The organism is Streptomyces sp. NPDC088194, assembly GCF_040702025.1.
In the GTDB taxonomy this organism is placed as follows: Bacteria; Actinomycetota; Actinomycetes; order Streptomycetales; family Streptomycetaceae; genus Actinacidiphila.
The window spans coordinates 13,670-29,492 of record NZ_JBFBIV010000028.1; the positions used below are offsets into that span (position 1 = coordinate 13,670).

The following is a 15,823-nucleotide window of genomic DNA, read 5'->3' on the forward strand; positions in this document are numbered from 1 at the left end:
CTGCTCTCTCCCGCAGCGGGCGGCCTCGCTCCTCGGCCGCCCGCTGCGGGAGCTCGGGCGTCAGTCCTCCGCGCCGTCGCCGAAGTCAGGCCGCACGTCCCTCGCCGCCATGATCTCGTCGTTGGAGGTGCCGGCCGCGACCATCGGCCAGACCATGGCGTCCTCGTGCACGATGAAGTCGACGACCACCGGGCGGTCGTTGATCTCGTTCGCCTTGGCGATGACCGCGTCCAGCTCGTCGGGGGACTCGCAGCGCAGACCGACGCAGCCCATCGCCTCGGAGAGCTTGACGAAGTCCGGCACCCGGGTGCCGCGGTTCTGGATGGAGCCGACACCCTGGGTGGAGCCGGGCACGCTCTCGGCGCCGGAGTGCAGCACCGTGTTGGAGAACCGCTCGCCGTAGAAGAGGTTCTGCCACTGGCGGACCATGCCCAGGGCGCCGTTGTTGATGATGGCGACCTTGATCGGGATGTTGTTCAGGGCGCAGGTGGTCAGTTCCTGGTTGGTCATCTGGAAGCAGCCGTCGCCGTCGATCGCCCACACGGTGGCGTCCGGCCGGCCCGCCTTGGCGCCCATCGCGGCGGGCACCGCGTAGCCCATGGTGCCGGCGCCGCCGGAGTTGAACCAGGTACCGGGCTGCTCGTACTTGATGAACTGGGCGGCCCACATCTGGTGCTGGCCGACCCCGGCCGCGAACAGCGTGCCCTCGGGGGCGAGTTGACCGATCCGCTCGATGACCTGCTGCGGGGAGAGGCTGCCGTCCTCGGGCACCTCGTAGCCGAGCGGGTAGGTGTTGCGCCAGAAGGACAGCTGCCGCCACCAGTCGGTGTAGTCGCCGCGGTGGCCGGCCTCGTGGTCGGCCTGGACGGCGACGATCAGGTCGGCGAGCACTTCGCGGGCGTCACCGACGATCGGCACGTCGGCGACCCGGTTCTTGGAGATCTCGGCCGGGTCGATGTCGGCGTGCACGACCTTCGCGAACGGCGCGAAGGTGTCCAGCCGGCCGGTGACGCGGTCGTCGAAGCGGGCGCCGAGCGCGATGATCAGATCGGACTTCTGCAGCGCGGTGACCGCGGAGACGTCGCCGTGCATGCCCGGCATGCCGACGTGCTGCGGGTGGCTGTCGGGGAACGCGCCGAGCCCCATCAGGGTGGTGGTGACAGGCGCGCCGGTCAGCTCGGCGAGGATGCGCAGCTCCGCGGTGGCGCGGGCCTTGAGCACGCCGCCGCCGACGTACAGCACCGGGCGGCGGGCCTCGTTGATCAGCCGGGCGGCCTCGCGGATCTGCTTGGCGTGCGGCTTGGTCACCGGGCGGTAGCCGGGCAGGTCCGTCTGCGGCGGCCAGCTGAAGGTGGTCTGGTTCTGCAGCGCGTCCTTGGCGATGTCGACCAGCACCGGGCCGGGGCGGCCGGTGCCGGCGATGTGGAACGCCTCGGCGATGGTGCGCGGGATCTCCGCCGGGTCGGTGACCAGGAAGTTGTGCTTGGTGATCGGCAGGGTGATGCCGCAGATGTCCGCTTCCTGGAAGGCGTCGGTGCCGATGGACTTCGAGGCGACCTGGCCGGTGATGGCCACGATCGGCACCGAGTCCATGTGCGCGTCGGCGATCGGGGTGACCAGGTTGGTCGCGCCCGGGCCTGAGGTGGCCATGCACACGCCGACCTTGCCGGTGGCCTGCGCGTAGCCGGTGGCGGCGTGGCCGGCCCCCTGCTCGTGGCGGACCAGCACGTGGCGGACCTTGGAGGAGTCCATCAGCGGGTCGTACGCCGGCAGGATCGCGCCGCCCGGGATACCGAATACGGTGTCGGCGCCGACGGCCTCGAGGGAGCGGATGAGGGCCTGTGCACCAGTCATGCGCTCCGCGGGGGCGGCGGGCGCCGCGCTGCGGCTCCGCTGCGGGTGGTGGGACCCGGTGGCCTGCTCGGTCATCTGCGTTCTCTTCTCTCGAAGATGAGGGTTTGCGGTGGTGCGTCGGTGCTCTGGTACTGCGGTGGCTGCGCCGGCGTTCTGGTGCCGGACAACAAAAAACCCCTCGTGCCGTGAGGCAAGCGAGGGGAGCGCGCCGGTGCGGTGCGAGGCGGATGATGCCTCGGTCAGCCGACGCGCTTTCCAAGTACGAGAATTCGGGTGCGCATGGCACAGACCCTCCTCCCGCCCCCGCTCGGGTGTCAAGCCGGTGGGACGGGCGTCTCAGCATTCGAGCACACCGGGTAGCCACCGCGGGCCAGCGAACCGCGCAGGTGGTGCTCGTCGAGCGGGCCGGAGAAGGCCATCCCCAGGCCCTGCGCGCAGCCCATCTCGCGCATCGCCTGGACCTGCTCGGGCCGGTCGATGCCGTCGGCGACGGCGCGGATGCCGAGGTCGGCGGCGATGCCCAGCAGGCCGCGGGTGATCTTGTGCAGCCGGCTGGATTCGACGACGCCCTCCGTGAAGGCGCGGTCGAGTTTGATCACGTCGACCGGCAGGGTGCGCAGGGCGCCCAGCGAACCGTATCCGGCGGCGAAGCCAGCGAGCGCGATCCGCACCCCGAGCCGCCGCAGACCGGCCAGCCGGCGCTCCAGCTCCTCCGGCGCGATCCGCGGGTCGCCGCCGGTCAGTTCGACCATCAGGCCGCTGGGCGGCAGCTCGTGGCGGGCCAGCAGCCTCTCGATGCCGGTGACCGGTGGGTCGCGGTGCAGCAGGCGGCGCGCGGACAGCCGTACGGTGACCGGGACGCGGTGGCCGGCGCCGTAGCGGAGCGCGGCCTGCTCGACGGCCTGGTCCAGCAGGCGGTCGAGCAGCCGCGCGGTCTCTAACCCGCGCTCGCCGTCCTCGCCGGCGGCGTGCAGGAACTCGGCGGGGGTGGAGAGCAGGCCCTGCGGGGTGCGCCAGCGGGGGCGGGCCTCCACGCCGGTGATCCGGCCGCCGACCAGCTCCACGACGGGCTGGTGCAGCAGGGTGAACTCGCCGTCGTCGAGCGCCTTCCTGACCCGGCCGGCGAGTTCGGTGCGGCGTACGGCGTCGGCCTGGAGCCGGGGGGCGTACAGCTCGACGCGGCCCTTGCCGGACTGCTTGGCCCGGTACATCGCCAGGTCGGCGTGGCGCATCACGTCGCCGGGGGCGGCGCCGGGCTCGGCGAAGGCGATACCGACGCTCGCGCCGACCCGGACCTCGACGCCGTCCACCCGGTAGGGCTCGGAGAGCACGGTGCGCAGCCGGTCGGCGATGTCGCGGACGCGGTCCTCGACGGCGCGGGCCGCCGGGCCGGAGCCGGAACCCAGGCCCGAGCCGGACGGCGGCTCGGTGGGGGCCGCCCGGGGACCGGGGATCGGGCCGTGTCCCAGGTACGCGGAGTGGCCGGAATGGCCGGAGTGGCCGGAATGGCCGCCGGGGTGCGCCGGGCAGGTCGGGTGGCCCAGCGGGTACCCGGGGTGGTCGGCGGTGTGCCCGGAGTACGCGGCGTGCGCCGGATACGGGGCCGGGTGCGCGGCCTGGCCGGTGTCCGGGCCGGAGATGAGCGCGGCGAACTCGTCGCCGCCGAGCCGGGCGGCGATGTCGCCGGAGCGGAGGGTGTCCCGCAGCCGGCGGGCGGCCTGGATGAGCAGGTCGTCGCCCGCCTGGTGGCCGACGGTGTCGTTGACCGCCTTGAACCCGTCGAGGTCGACGTAGAGCACGGCGGCCCTGGCGTCACCGGACCGGCGGCCGCCGACCGCCCGGCCGAGCCGTTCGAGGAACAGGGCGCGGTTGGGCAGGTCGGTGAGCGGGTCGTGCGAGGCGTTGTGCTGCAACTGGGCCTGCAACCTGACGCGTTCGGTGATGTCGCGACTGTTGAAGATGAGGCCGCCTTGGTAGCGGGTGACGCTGGACTCGATGTCCAGCCAGCCGTGCCGGCCGCCGCGGGAGCGTTCGCCGGGGCCGCCGCGGGACCGCTCGGAACGGTCCTGCCGGTCCGCCCGGTCCGCACGCTCGGAACGGTCGCCGCGGTCGGGTCGGTCGGGTCGGTCGGGTCGGTCAGCGCGGATACGGCACTCGATGCGCGTCGACGGTTCCTCGCCGGGCGGGGCGGCCAGGAAACGCCGCACCTCGTGCAGGACCCGGCCCAGGTCGTCGGGGTGGATGTGGGCGGCCAGTTCGGTGCCGACCATCTCCTCCGGGTCCCGGCCGTACACCCCCTGGGCGGCGGGGCTGACGTACCGCAGCACGCCGGTGGGCGCGGCGATCATGATGACGTCGCTGGAGCCCTGCACCAGGGAGCGGAAGTGGTTCTCCTTGTGGGCCAGTTCCTGGGTGAGCGCGATGTTGTCGAGCAGCATGATGCCCTGCCGGACCACCAGGGCCATGACCACGGTGCAGCCGGTGAGCAGCACGACGCGGTCGCACTTCTGGCCGGTGATCACGTTGTAGAGGATGCCGAGGGTGCAGACCGCGGCGGCCAGGTACGGGGTCAGGGCGGTCAGCGAGGTGGCGACCCGGCGGGTGGTGGCGCCGGTCCTGCGGGAGGAGTGCGCGTGTGCGTAGAGCCGGGCGCCGACCCAGGGGGCGTACGCCAGCAGGAGGCTGCCGGCGAACCAGCCCGCGTCGAGCACCTGCCCGGAGCGGTAGTGCGCCCGCAGCAGCGGGGAGGTGAACAGCGCGTCGCACAGCACGGTGAGCGCGAGGGCGGCGATCGCGGTGTTGACCGCGGCGCGGTTGACCCCGGCACGCCGGAAGTGCAGCGCGAGCACCATGCTCACCAGCACGATGTCCAGCAGCGGGTACGCCAGGGAAAGGGCCATTCGGGCGGTACTGGGCCCGTCGATCGCGGCGGTGCGGGCCAGCGCCAGGCTCCATGACAGGGTGAGCAGCGAGCCGCCGATCAGCCAGGTGTCCAGTGCGAGGCACACCCAACCGGCTCTGGTCACCGGGCGTTTGGCGAGCACCAGGAGCCCGATGATCGCGGGCGGGGCGAACATCAGGAAGCAGAAGTCGGCGGCGGAGGTCTGCGGCACGGGGCGGCGCAGCACCACTTCGTACCAGCCCCAGATGCCGTTGCCGAAGGCGGTCATCGCCGAGGAGCAGGAGAACAGCAGCCAGGCCAGGCGGTGCGGGCCGGCGGCGCGGCGCGCGTACAGCAGCGCGGAGACGGACGCGGCGGCCGCGGCGGCGGCAAGCCCGAAGTCGCCCATGACCAGGGCGGCTTCGTGGCTCCCCCAGCCGAGCGAGGCGCCGGTGGTGTAGCCGCCGCAGACCAGGGCCAGCAGGAGTTGGGGCAGCAGGCCGACGGTGGCGTGCCCCTGGTCCTCTGCGGTGGTCTGCGGTGCCGCGAGCACGGCTCCTCCGGTGCTCATGGTGCGGTCCGGTGTGCCGCGGTACGCCGGCGCCGCGTGATCGGTTCTCGCTGTCGGTCCTGCATCGCCCGCCCCCCTCACTCTGTCGTCGTTCACAGCGCCGCGCCCGTGGTCGTTCGGTCACGACGTGCCCCCGAATGCCGACGATACACCAGATTGGTCACTCTGGGATAGGTACTTCCTACTGTGTGTAACCGTCAGGGGGTTGCCGGCCGTATCAGGCCATGTCCCGCCGCCTCGCGGCGCGTTCGGCCCCCTCGCGGCGCGCTCGGCCGCCGGCGGGCGATCAGCTCTCGGCGACCACGTTCTCCAGCGGCAGGCCCGCGGCGAACCGCTCCAACTGCGCGCGCACCAGCCGCTGGGCGCGCGGCAGGAACGCGGAGGTGCTGCCGCCGACGTGCGGGCTGATCAGCACGCCCGGCGCGTGCCACAGCGGGTGGCCGGCCGGCAGCGGCTCGGGGTCGGTGACGTCGAGCGCGGCGATCAGGCGCCCCGACTCCGTCTCGGCGAGCAGCGCCTTGGTGTCCACCACCGGCCCGCGCGCGACGTTCACCAGCAGCGCGCCGTCCTTCATCGCGGCCAGGAACGGGGCGTCGACCAGACCGCGGGTCTGCTCGGTGAGCGGGGTGGTGAGCACCACGACGTCCGCGCCCGGCAGCAGCCCGGTCAGCTCGTCCATGGCGCGCACCGGGCCGCGCGGCGAGGAGCGCGCGGTGCGGGCGACCCGCTCCACCGTGCACTCGAAGGGGGCCAGCCGGTCCTCGACGGCGGCGCCGATCGAGCCGTATCCGACGATCACCACCCGGCGGTCGGCGAGCGCCGGGTAGAAGCCGGAGTACCACTTCTCGTTGTCCTGCCCGCGCACGAAGCGGGGGATGCCGCGCAGCGAGGCGAGGATGAGGGCGACGGTGAGTTCGGCGGTGCTGGCCTCGTGCACGCCGCGGGCGTTGCAGAGCTGGACGCCGGGCGGCAACTGCCCGAGGTGGGGCGCGATGTGGTCGACGCCGGCGCTGAGCGTCTGCACCACGCGGACGTTGCGCATCCGCGCGAGGGGGCGCCCGCCGGCGACCGGGCCCTTCATGTACGGGACGACGTAGAAGGCGGCGTCGGCCGGATCGGCCGGGAACTCCTCGGCGCCGTCCCAGAAGACGTAGTCGAAGGCGTCCGGAAGTCCGTCGATCTCGGCCGGCGGCAGGGACAGCCACACCGTGGGGCGGTCGGTGGACGCGCTCTGGCCTGGGGTGCGGTCGGTTCGGGTGGTGTCGTTCATGGTCAGGAGGCTATGGCACAGTGGGGCGGCGCAAGGAGGTTGTGACGGGTGGAGCGCAGAAGGGTCGGGGCCACGGCGCTCGACGTGGGCGCGGTCGGCCTCGGCTGCATGCCGATGAGTTGGGGTTACAGCGCCTCTCGGCAGGACGGCGCGCAGGCGCCCGGCGGCCGCCGGTCCGGCGGGCACTCGCTGCGGGTGGTGCACGCCGCCCTCGACGCGGGGGTCACCCTGCTGGACACCGCCGACATGTACGGCCCGTTCACCAACGAGCTGCTGCTCGGACGGGTGCTCAAGGAGCGGCGGGCGGACGCGTTCGTCTCCACCAAGTGCGGGCTGCTCGTCGGCGAGCAGCACATCGTGGCCAACGGCCGCCCGTCGTACGTCCGCAGGGCCTGCGACGCGTCGCTGCGCCGGCTGCAGACCGACACGATCGACCTCTACCAGCTGCACCGGGTCGATCCCGAGGTGCCGGTCGAGGAGACGTGGGGGGCGATGGCCGAGCTGGTCGCGGCGGGCAAGGTGCGCACGCTGGGCCTGTGCGCGGTCGGCGCGCGCGGCGGGCGGAGCAGGGGCGGCCGGGCGGGCCGCGGCCGGCTGCACGACGAGACGATCCGCCAGCTGGGCCGGGCCCAGCAGGTCTTCCCGGTCGGCTGCGTGCAGGCGGAGTTGTCGGTGTGGGCGCCCGAGGCGCTGGCGGAGCTGCTGCCGTGGTGCGTGGCGCGCGGGATCGGCTTCCTCGCCGCGATGCCGCTGGGCAACGGCTTCCTGACCGGCACGCTCACCCCCGGTGAGGGCTTCGAGCGGGACGACATGCGGGCCCGGCACCCGCGCTTCACCGCGGAGATGATGGCCGCGAACCAGCCGATCGTGGCCGGGTTGCGCCGGGTCGCCGCCCGGCACGACGCGACGGCCGCGCAGGTCGCGCTCGCCTGGGTGCTCGCGCAGAGCCCCTCGGTGGTGCCGGTGCCCGGCACCAGGTCGGCCGACCGCGCGGCGGAGAACGCGGCGGCCGCGGACCTCGTCCTGACCGCGGCCGACCTCGCCGAGATCGCCGCGCTGCCGGCGGCCCAGGGGTCGTGGGACTGACCCCGCGGTTCCCTCCGGCTCGGCCGTGTGAGGAAGGCGGCACCGTCCGCACGGCAGGCGGAGCCCGCGGTGCCCGACCCTCCCCCACGACGCAGGGCTCATGGGACTGACCCCGCGACTCCCTACGCCTCGGCCGTGTGAGGAAGGCGGCACCGTCCGCACGGTAGGCGGAGCCCGCGGTGCCCGACCCTCCCCCCCCACGACCCAGGGCTCATGGGACTGACCCCGCGACTCCCTACGCCTCGGCCGTGTGAGGAAGGCGGCGCCAACCGCCCGGTAGGCAGAGCCCGCGGTGCCCGGCACTCCCCCACGACCCAGGGCTCGTGCAACTGACCCCACGGTTCCCATGCGGCTGGGCCGTGTGAGGAAGGCGGCGCCGTCCGCACGGTGGGCGGAGCCCGCGGTGCCCGGCCCTCCCCCACGACCCAAGGCTCGTGGGCCCCCAGATCGCAAGGCGATGCGGGCGCCCCCAGCCGTCCGGCGAGGGGAGGCACCCCAACACGTCCAGGGCCCACCGGAATCCGCGGCGAAGGTGCCCCGGCAGGCCCGGCGGGGCCGGGGGTCCCGGCGAACCCGGGTCCCCGGCACCGGACGCCGGTTCGCCGATGCCCCGCTACCCGTCCGGCCGCGTGCCGCTGTCCCGCTGTCCCGCTGATCGTGAACAGGCCCTTCACCAGGGCGAGATGTGGTGTGCTTGGCTGGTGGGGGCCCGGCGGAACCGGGTCCGGCAGAACTGGTGGATCGACGGTTGCGGGAGCTGACGGTGAAGGCTAGCGGCAGGTCCGTACGGGCGTCGGCGCGTGGTGGGGCGTGGGTCGCGGGGGTGCTGGCGGCGGTACTGGTCGGCGGGTGCTCCTCGTCGGCCTCGCCCAACCTGGCGGCGCATCCGACGGGGCGCAGCGCACCCGCCTTGCCGCCCGCGGGCGGCAGTGCCGCGCCCTCCGGGGGCGCGACCCCGTCCGCCCCGGCGTCCACGCCGCCCGCGAAGGGCACCGTGAAGGTCACCGCCACCGTCGCGACCGGGCTGAGCGCCCCCTGGGGCCTGGTCCAACTACCCGACGACAGCCTGCTGGTGGCCGCCCGCGACACCGGCCGGATCTCACGGATCGACCCCAAGACGCACTCCGTCACCCAGATCGGCCTGGTGCCCGGTGTCACCCACACCAAGGGCGGCGAGAACGGCCTGCTGGGGCTGGCGGTCTCACCGGACTACGGCTCCGACCACCTCGTCTACGCCTACTTCTCGACCGAGTCCGACAACCGCATCGCCAGCTTCCTGTACGACCCGTCGCGGCCCAAGGGCGAGCAACTGGGCGCCCCCGACACGATCCTGCGCGGCATCCCCACCGGCTCCCTGCACAACGGCGGCCGGATCGCCTTCGGGCCCGACGGCGACCTCTACGCGGGCACCGGCGAGACCGGGCAGCGGTCGCTCGCGCAGAACATGTCCTCGCTCGGCGGCAAGATCCTGCGGATGACGCCGGACGGCGAGGTGCCCACCGACAACCCGACGCCCGGCTCGCTCGTCTACTCCCCCGGCCACCGCAACGTCCAGGGCCTGGCCTGGGACGACCAAGGGCGGCTGTGGGCCTCGGAGTTCGGGCAGGACACCTGGGACGAGCTGAACCGGATCGAGCCGGGCAAGAACTACGGCTGGCCCACCGTCGAGGGCATCGCCCACCACCCGGGCTTCGTCGACCCGGTCGAGCAGTGGCACCCCGCCGACGCCTCGCCCAGCGGTGTCGCCTACGCGGCGGGCTGCATCTGGATGGCCTCCCTCAAGGGCGGCCGGCTGTGGCGTGTCCCGCTGGCCGGGGCCAAGGCGTCCGCCGCACCCCAGGCGTTCCTCGACGGCAAGTACGGCCGGCTGCGCACCGTCGTCGCGCTCGACGACCACACGCTGCTGCTCACCACGAGCAACACCGACGACCGCGGCACCGCGCACTCCGGCGACGACCGCGTCCTCCAACTCACCGTCTCCTGAACCCTCCCCTGAACCGTCTCCTGGCGCCGCCGACGGCCAACCAGGCGGCGCGCGACCGGGCCGCAGGCAAGCAGCGGCCGGGCGGCTGCCGCAAGGGGCCGCTGCTCCCGGCGGCGCTCGGCCCTCGCGCTATTCGCGCTATCGCGCCTTCGGGAAGAGCTGGAGGCGATGGGTGAGCGCCGCGGCCTCCGTGCGGGTGGACACGGACATCTTGGCGAGGATGTTGGAGACGTGGACACTCGCCGTCTTCGGGGAGATGAACAGCTCCTCGGCGATCTGCCGGTTGGTACGGCCGTCGGCCACCAGGCGCAGCACATCGCGCTCGCGAGCGGTGAGCCCGAGGGTGCGGACCGGGTCCTCGGGGGCGGTGCGCAGCCGCGCGCGCTGGGCGAGTTCGGCGACCCGCCCGGCCAGCGGCACCGCACCGATCCCGGTGGCGGTGGCGTCGGCGAGGCCGAGCAGGCGGCCGGCCTCGTCGCGCGCACCGGCTCCGCCCTCGGCGAGCAGGGCCTCGGCGCGGCACAGCCGGACCCGGGCCAGTTCCAGCGGCCGCTCCTCGGCGGCGAAGGCGTCCTCGGCCGCGGCCCACAACGCGGTGTCGTCGCCTCCGAGTTCGGCGTCGAGCAGCGCCGCGTAGGCCCGGCTCAGCGAGGTGGGCCGGGCCAGCTGCGCCGCGGCGGAGCGTACGGCCTCGGGGTCGATGCGCGCGCCGGTGACCATGATCGGCCAGGCGAACCGGGACGAGCCGAGCGGGAAGCCGTGCGTGATCGCGCGCGCCAGTTCCGCGCCGGCGTCGGCGGTCCGGCCCTGGGCGAGCGCGACCCGCATGCCGAGCAGCATCAGCGGCAGTTGGTGCTGCGGCTGGCTGTCACTGCGCAGCCCGTCCGCGGCGGCGGCAAGGTGCCCGGCGGCGGCGTCGATGTCGCCGGTGATGAGGGCGAGGAAGCCGAACAGCAGCTCGCCGCCGGCCTTCAGATAGGCGCTGGGGACCAGCCGGTTGGCCTCGGTGAGGCAGGCCGCCGCCTCGTCCAGGCGGCCGAGCGAGAGCAGCGACTCGCCCTCGTCGAGGAGCAACCAGGATCGGGTCAGCCCGGAGATCTGGGAGTCCGCGAGGGTCTGCCCGGCGCGGGCCACCCGCAGCGCGTCCACGGATCGGCCGGCGCCTTCGAGCACGGAGGCGAGGTTGCCGTGCGCGCGGGCGATGAGGCTCGGCAGCGACAACTTCACGACCTGCGCCAGCACGTCCTCCATCTCGGCGATGCCGCCTTCGACGTCGCCGCAGTCGGCCTGGAGGACGCCGAGGGTGATCCGTGCCTGGAACTCGGTGTCGCGGGTCCCGGCCCGCCGGGCGAACTCGACGGCCTGCTCGGCGGCGGTGATGCCCGCGGCACTGGGGTTGTGGATCATGATCCAGCCCGCGGTCTGCGCCAGCACCTCGGCGTGCGCGGCCGACGACGGCAGCCCGCGGACCAGTTCCTGGGCCCTGCCCAGCTCCTCCCAGCCGTCGCCGCGGCCCAGGTCCTCGATCAGCCGGGAGCGCTGGGACCAGAACCAGGCGGCCCGCAGCGGGTCCTGCGCGCCGTCCAGCTCGATCAGCCGCAGCGCCCGCTTGGCCATCGTGTAGGCGCGTTCGCGCTCGCCGCCGAGCCGGGCGGCGACGGTGATCTCGGCGAGCAGGTCCAGGAAGTGGATCGGCCGCTCCGGGTCGCCGGTACGGGCCGCCGAGGTGTACTCGGCGTGGACCAGCGAGGCGTACGCCTCCACGAAGTCGGCCAGCCGCAGCGCTTCACGGACCTCGGCGGGCGCGGTGTCCCACAGTTCGAGCGCGCGTTCCAGCAGGCGGTACTGCTCGGCGTAGGCGCGCCGGTCGCGGGCCTCGACGGCGGCGCGCAGCACGGCCGGCAGCGCCTTGGCCGGGTCGTGTGCGGCGTACCAGAAGCTGGCCAGCCGGGCGGCGCGCTCGCCGGCCCGGACCAGGGACGGGTCGGCCTCGATCGCCTCCGCGTAGCGGCGGTTGATCCGGCTGCGCTCGCCGGGCAGCAGGTCGTCGCCGACCGCCTCGCGGACCAGGGAGTGGCGGAAGCGGTAGCCGTCTCCGTCGTCGGAGGGCAGCAGGATGTTGGCGCCGACGGCGGTGCGCAGCGCGTCGAGCAGGTCGTCCTCGCTGAGGCCGGTGATGGCGTCCAGCAGGCGGTACTCGACGGCGTTGCCGCCTTCGGCGACGAACTTCGCGACCCGCTGGGCCGATTCGGTCAGTTGCTCGACCCGGACCAGCAGCAGGTCGCGCAGGGAGTCGCTGATGCCGCTGAGGCAGTCGCCGCGGATGCTGCAGGCCAGCTCCTCGACGAAGAAGGGGTTGCCGTCGGAGCGGGCGAACACGTCGTCGACCACCGCCTCGCCGGGGGTCTCGGCGAGGATCGCGGTGAGCTGGCGCCCCACCTCGTCGCGGCTGAAGCGGCTCAGCTCGATGCGCTCGACCGTGCGCAGCCGGTCGGTCTCGGCGAGGAACGGCCGCAGCGGGTGCCGGCGGTGGATGTCGTCGCTGCGGTAGGTGGCGGCGATCAGCAACCGGGCGCGCTGCACCGAGCGGAACAGGTAGGCGAGCAGTTCGCGGGTGGAGCGGTCGGCCCAGTGCAGGTCCTCGACGACCACGACGAGGGTGCGGTCGGCGCCCAGCCGCTCCAGCAGGCGGGCGGTGAGTTCGAAGAGCCGGACCCGGCCCTCCTCGTCGTGCTGGTCGCGGTGGCCGGCGCCGCTGTCGCCCAGTTCGGGCAGCAGCCGGGCGAGTTCGGCCTCCTGGCCGGCCACGGCGCTGGTCAGCTCGGTGCCGAGGGTGCGGTAGAGGTGGCGCAACGCGGTCGAGACCGGCGCGAAGGGCAGGCCCTCCGCGCCGATCTCCACACAGCCACCGATGGCGGTGACGGCCCCCGCTGCACGCGCCGCCGCCATGAACTCCTCGGTGAGCCGGGTCTTGCCGACGCCCGCCTCGCCGCCGATGAGCACCGCCTGCGGCTCGCAGCCGTCGGCGGCGGACAGCGCGGCGGTGAGCCGGGCCAGTTCGGTGTCGCGGCCGATGAACTCGGGGCTGAGGGACTGCGTCTGCACGTTTCCGAGCATCGCACGCCCGGCGCCTGTAGCGACACCGATTACGGCCCGGGGTGCGGTGGCGGGCCCGTTCCTCGCCGCACCCCGGGTCGCCGGCTGGGTGGTCATGCCGCGCCACGCGGGCTCGGGGCCCGGTGGACGCGGCCGAGGGAGCCCGCGCCGGAGCGATCGGTGGAACCGACCCGGGAGGTGCCGGCGCGATCGGAGGGAGACGCCCCCTCGGCGTCCGTGCGCGCCGCGGTATGCGGCTGGGCGCGGCGTGCCTGGGCGCGGGCCCGGCGCTGCGCGGCGCGACCGGCCTTCGCCTCCTCGACGAGGCGACGCTCCTCGGCGCGACGGCGGAGTTCGGCGCTGCGGGCCTGGTGGAGTTCGTAAGCAAACATCTGGCTGCTCCTTGGAAGTGCTGCTCTCTTTGTGCCTCCTAGCTTCGTCTCCAAGGGGGGTCGGCCACATCGGGCAGCTTCCCGAAGTTCCGGTGCCTGCCGGGGCCTTCATGTGCCTAGGCGGCCGCACGATCGGCCTAGGCGGTACTCAGATGCGCCTTAGACGGTGCCTTATCCGAGCGCGCGGGGCCTTAGACGCCTTACAGGGCACCTGAGGGCGCCTTAGTCGACGTCGAACGGACTGAGTCGGAGCGCGCCGCCCGGGTACGGGCGCGCACCGGGGTCACGCGCCCCGACGATCCGCCGCGGTCATACGGTGACGCGCCCCGCGGGTGGCTCGACCGCGGTCAGGGCGCCTGCGGGTACCGAGCCCGGTGGCACGGCGCCCGGTGACACGGCGCCGGCCGGTGACGGGACGGGTGCGGCGGCGGGCGGCCGCGCGGTCGGCACCGTCTCGATGTTGAGCTGCGGCAGCCGTCGGTCCAGCCACCCCGGCAGCCACCAGTTGGCCGGGCCGAGCAGGTGCATCAGCGCCGGGACCAGCAAGGTGCGCAGCACGAAGGCGTCGAGGGCGACCGCCGCGGCCAGGCCGATGCCGAACATCGCGATCACCCGGTCCCCGCTGAGCACGAACGCCAGGAAGACCGCGACCATGATGACCGCCGCGGAGTTGATCACGCGGCTGGTCTCGGCGAGCCCCACGCGTACCGCCCGGCGGTTGTCCCGGGTCTCCCGCCACTCCTCGTACATCCGGCTGACCAGGAAGACCTGGTAGTCCATGGAGAGCCCGAACAGCACCGGGACGAGGATCACCGGCAGGAACGGTTCGATCGGCCCGGCCCGGCCCAGCCCCAGCCATTCGCTGCCCCAGCCCCACTGGAAGATCGCGGTGACCACGCCGAAGGAGGAGGCGACGGCGGCGACGTTCATCACCGCGGCCTTGACCGGGACGCCGATCGAGCGGAAGGCGAGCAGCAGGAGCAGGCAGCCCAGCCCCACCACGCAGCCCACGAAGAGCGGGAGCTTCCCGATCACCACCGCGGCGAAGTCGTCGTAGCTGGCCGTGGAGCCGCCGACGTAGACCTGGAGGTCGGTGCCCTTCTCCGCGGTCGGCAGCACGTCGTGGCGCAGTTCGTCGACCAGATGGGAGGTGGCGGTGGACTGCGGGGAGCTGTCGGGCACCACCGTGATGACGCCGGTACTGCCGGAGGCGTCGATGTCGGGGCCGCTGACGGAGGCGACGCCCGGGGTGTCCCGGAGGGTCTGCGGCAGGTGTTCGAGGGCGACCAGCGCGCCCGCGCTGTCGGTGGTGGCCACCAGGGTGAGCGGGCCGTTGGTGCCGGGCCCGAAGCCGTCGGCGAGCAGGTCGTACGCCTTGCGGGTGGTCGCGGTGGAGGGGTCGTTGCCCTGGTCGGAGGTGCCCATGTGCAGCGAGAAGGTGGGCAGCGCGAGCACCACCATGACGACGGCGGCGAGCGCGCCGAGCAGCCGTGGGTGCCGGGAGACGAACCCGGACCAGCGCGCGGCGACGCCGGTGGCCGGCTGCGCGGGGGTGTCGGCGCCGCGGCAGCCGGCGTGCTCCTCGGATCGGCGGTGCTGCGCGGCCTGGCAGCCGCCCCCGTGTGCCAGCGCCCGCCGCTCCCTGCTGCTGAGCGCCCGGTGCCCTATGAAGCCGAGCAGCGCGGGCAGCAGCGTCACCGACGCGGCGACCGTGAGCAGGACCGTCAGCGAGGCGGCGACCGCGACGCCGTTGAGGAAGCTGAGCCGGAGCAGCAGCATGCCGAGCACCGCCACGCACACCGTGCCGCCGGCGAAGACCACGGCCTTGCCGGTGGTGGCCACCGCCTCCTCGGCGGCCCGGGCGACGGACAGCCCGCGTTTGAGGCCCTTGCGATGCCGGGTCACGATGAACAGCGCGTAGTCGATGCCGACGCCCAGCCCGATCAGCATGCCGAGCATCGGGGCGAAGTCGGCGACGGTCATCGCGTGGCCGAGCAGCACGGTGCCCATGTAGGCGGTGCCGCAGCCGATCAGCGCGGTGGCGATCGGCAGCAGCATCGCCGCGAACGACCCGAAGGCGACCAGCAGCACCACCGCGGCCACCGCGACCCCCACCACCTCGCTCAGGTGGGCGCTGGCCGCCTCGGTGTTGCCGACCGCCTCACCGCCGAGTTCGACCTCCAGGCCGGGTCCCTGGCCCGCCTTGGCGGTGTCCACCAGCGCCTGGGCCTGGCCGCGGCTGACGCCGTCGGCGTCCTTGCCGTAGCCGACGGTGGCGTAGGCGGTGTGGCCGTCGGAGCTGATCTGGGCGGCGCCCGAGGAGCCGTAGGGGCTGATCACGGAGGTGACGCCGGGCAGGGTGCGGGCCTGGTCGAGCACCTTCGTCATGGTCTGCTCGACGGCGCCGGCGCGTACCGTGCCGTGCTCGGTGTGCCACACGATCGAGTCGGAGTCGCCGGCCTGTCCGGGGAACGCGGTTCGCAGCAGCTCCGCGGCGTGGCTGGACTCGGTGTTCGGCGCTTCGTACTTCTGGGAGTACGCGGAGCCGGCGACCGTGGCGGCGGCGGTGAGTCCGACGAGTGCGGTGAGCCACAGCAGGACGACGGTGAGTCGGCGGCTGAGGCACCACCGGGCGAGTACGGCCATGGGCTGCTGTCCCCTTGCGGGTGCGGTTGCGTGGTCGGTACGC

Annotated in this window: 8 protein-coding genes; 2 read left to right on the forward strand and 6 right to left on the reverse strand. The window is 73.8% G+C overall.

Annotation, left to right across the window (positions count from 1 at the left end):
* Positions 1 to 60 precede the first annotated feature (60 nt).
* The 3 genes from AB0399_RS17575 to AB0399_RS17585 all read right to left on the reverse strand — a co-directional run bounded on the left by AB0399_RS17575 (position 61) and on the right by AB0399_RS17585 (position 6,513).
* The gene (locus AB0399_RS17575; protein ID WP_329364309.1) at positions 61 to 1,929 is read right to left on the reverse strand and encodes an acetolactate synthase large subunit; all 1,869 of its coding nucleotides are present in this window, start codon (positions 1,927 to 1,929) and stop codon (positions 61 to 63) included.
* Between the two features lie 239 nt (positions 1,930 to 2,168).
* Positions 2,169 to 5,306 carry an EAL domain-containing protein gene (locus AB0399_RS17580; RefSeq protein ID WP_366411902.1) on the reverse strand — a complete coding sequence of 1,046 codons (3,138 nt, stop codon included), beginning with the start codon at positions 5,304 to 5,306 and terminating at the stop codon, positions 2,169 to 2,171.
* Positions 5,307 to 5,592: 286 nt separating this feature from the next.
* Complete coding sequence (locus tag AB0399_RS17585; protein ID WP_328474560.1) at positions 5,593 to 6,513, reverse strand: 2-hydroxyacid dehydrogenase; 921 nt, start codon at positions 6,511 to 6,513, stop codon at positions 5,593 to 5,595.
* A 111-nt stretch (positions 6,514 to 6,624) separates the two neighbouring features.
* Between AB0399_RS17585 and AB0399_RS17590 the strand changes: the two genes are divergently transcribed.
* The gene (locus tag AB0399_RS17590; protein ID WP_329364314.1) at positions 6,625 to 7,662 is read left to right on the forward strand and encodes an aldo/keto reductase; all 1,038 of its coding nucleotides are present in this window, start codon (positions 6,625 to 6,627) and stop codon (positions 7,660 to 7,662) included.
* Positions 7,663 to 8,536: 874 nt separating this feature from the next.
* On the forward strand, positions 8,537 to 9,646 hold the full coding sequence (locus AB0399_RS17595) for a PQQ-dependent sugar dehydrogenase (RefSeq protein ID WP_366411947.1): 1,110 nt from the start codon (positions 8,537 to 8,539) through the stop codon (positions 9,644 to 9,646).
* Between the two features lie 138 nt (positions 9,647 to 9,784).
* Here the strand turns inward: AB0399_RS17595 and AB0399_RS17600 are convergent, their stop codons facing one another.
* The 3 genes from AB0399_RS17600 to AB0399_RS17610 form a co-directional block, all read right to left on the reverse strand.
* Positions 9,785 to 12,751 (reverse strand): AAA family ATPase, encoded by a 2,967-nt coding sequence (locus tag AB0399_RS17600; protein WP_329364316.1) that lies wholly within the window; start codon positions 12,749 to 12,751, stop codon positions 9,785 to 9,787.
* Between the two features lie 104 nt (positions 12,752 to 12,855).
* On the reverse strand, positions 12,856 to 13,134 hold the full coding sequence (locus tag AB0399_RS17605) for a hypothetical protein (protein ID WP_329364318.1): 279 nt from the start codon (positions 13,132 to 13,134) through the stop codon (positions 12,856 to 12,858).
* Between the two features lie 309 nt (positions 13,135 to 13,443).
* Positions 13,444 to 15,780: an MMPL family transporter gene (locus tag AB0399_RS17610; protein ID WP_366411903.1), complete on the reverse strand. Its 2,337-nt coding sequence runs from the start codon at positions 15,778 to 15,780 to the stop codon at positions 13,444 to 13,446.
* Between the last annotated feature and the right edge of the window lie 43 nt (positions 15,781 to 15,823).

Excerpts from the sequence above, each read along its gene's own strand:
- AB0399_RS17575 (WP_329364309.1), bottom strand. The coding sequence starts at position 1,929 with ATGACCGAGCAGGCCACCGGGTCCCACCACCCGCAGCGGAGCCGCAGC.
- AB0399_RS17580 (WP_366411902.1), bottom strand. The coding sequence starts at position 5,306 with ATGAGCACCGGAGGAGCCGTGCTCGCGGCACCGCAGACCACCGCAGAG.
- AB0399_RS17605 (WP_329364318.1), bottom strand. The coding sequence starts at position 13,134 with ATGTTTGCTTACGAACTCCACCAGGCCCGCAGCGCCGAACTCCGCCGT.
- AB0399_RS17610 (WP_366411903.1), bottom strand. The coding sequence starts at position 15,780 with ATGGCCGTACTCGCCCGGTGGTGCCTCAGCCGCCGACTCACCGTCGTC.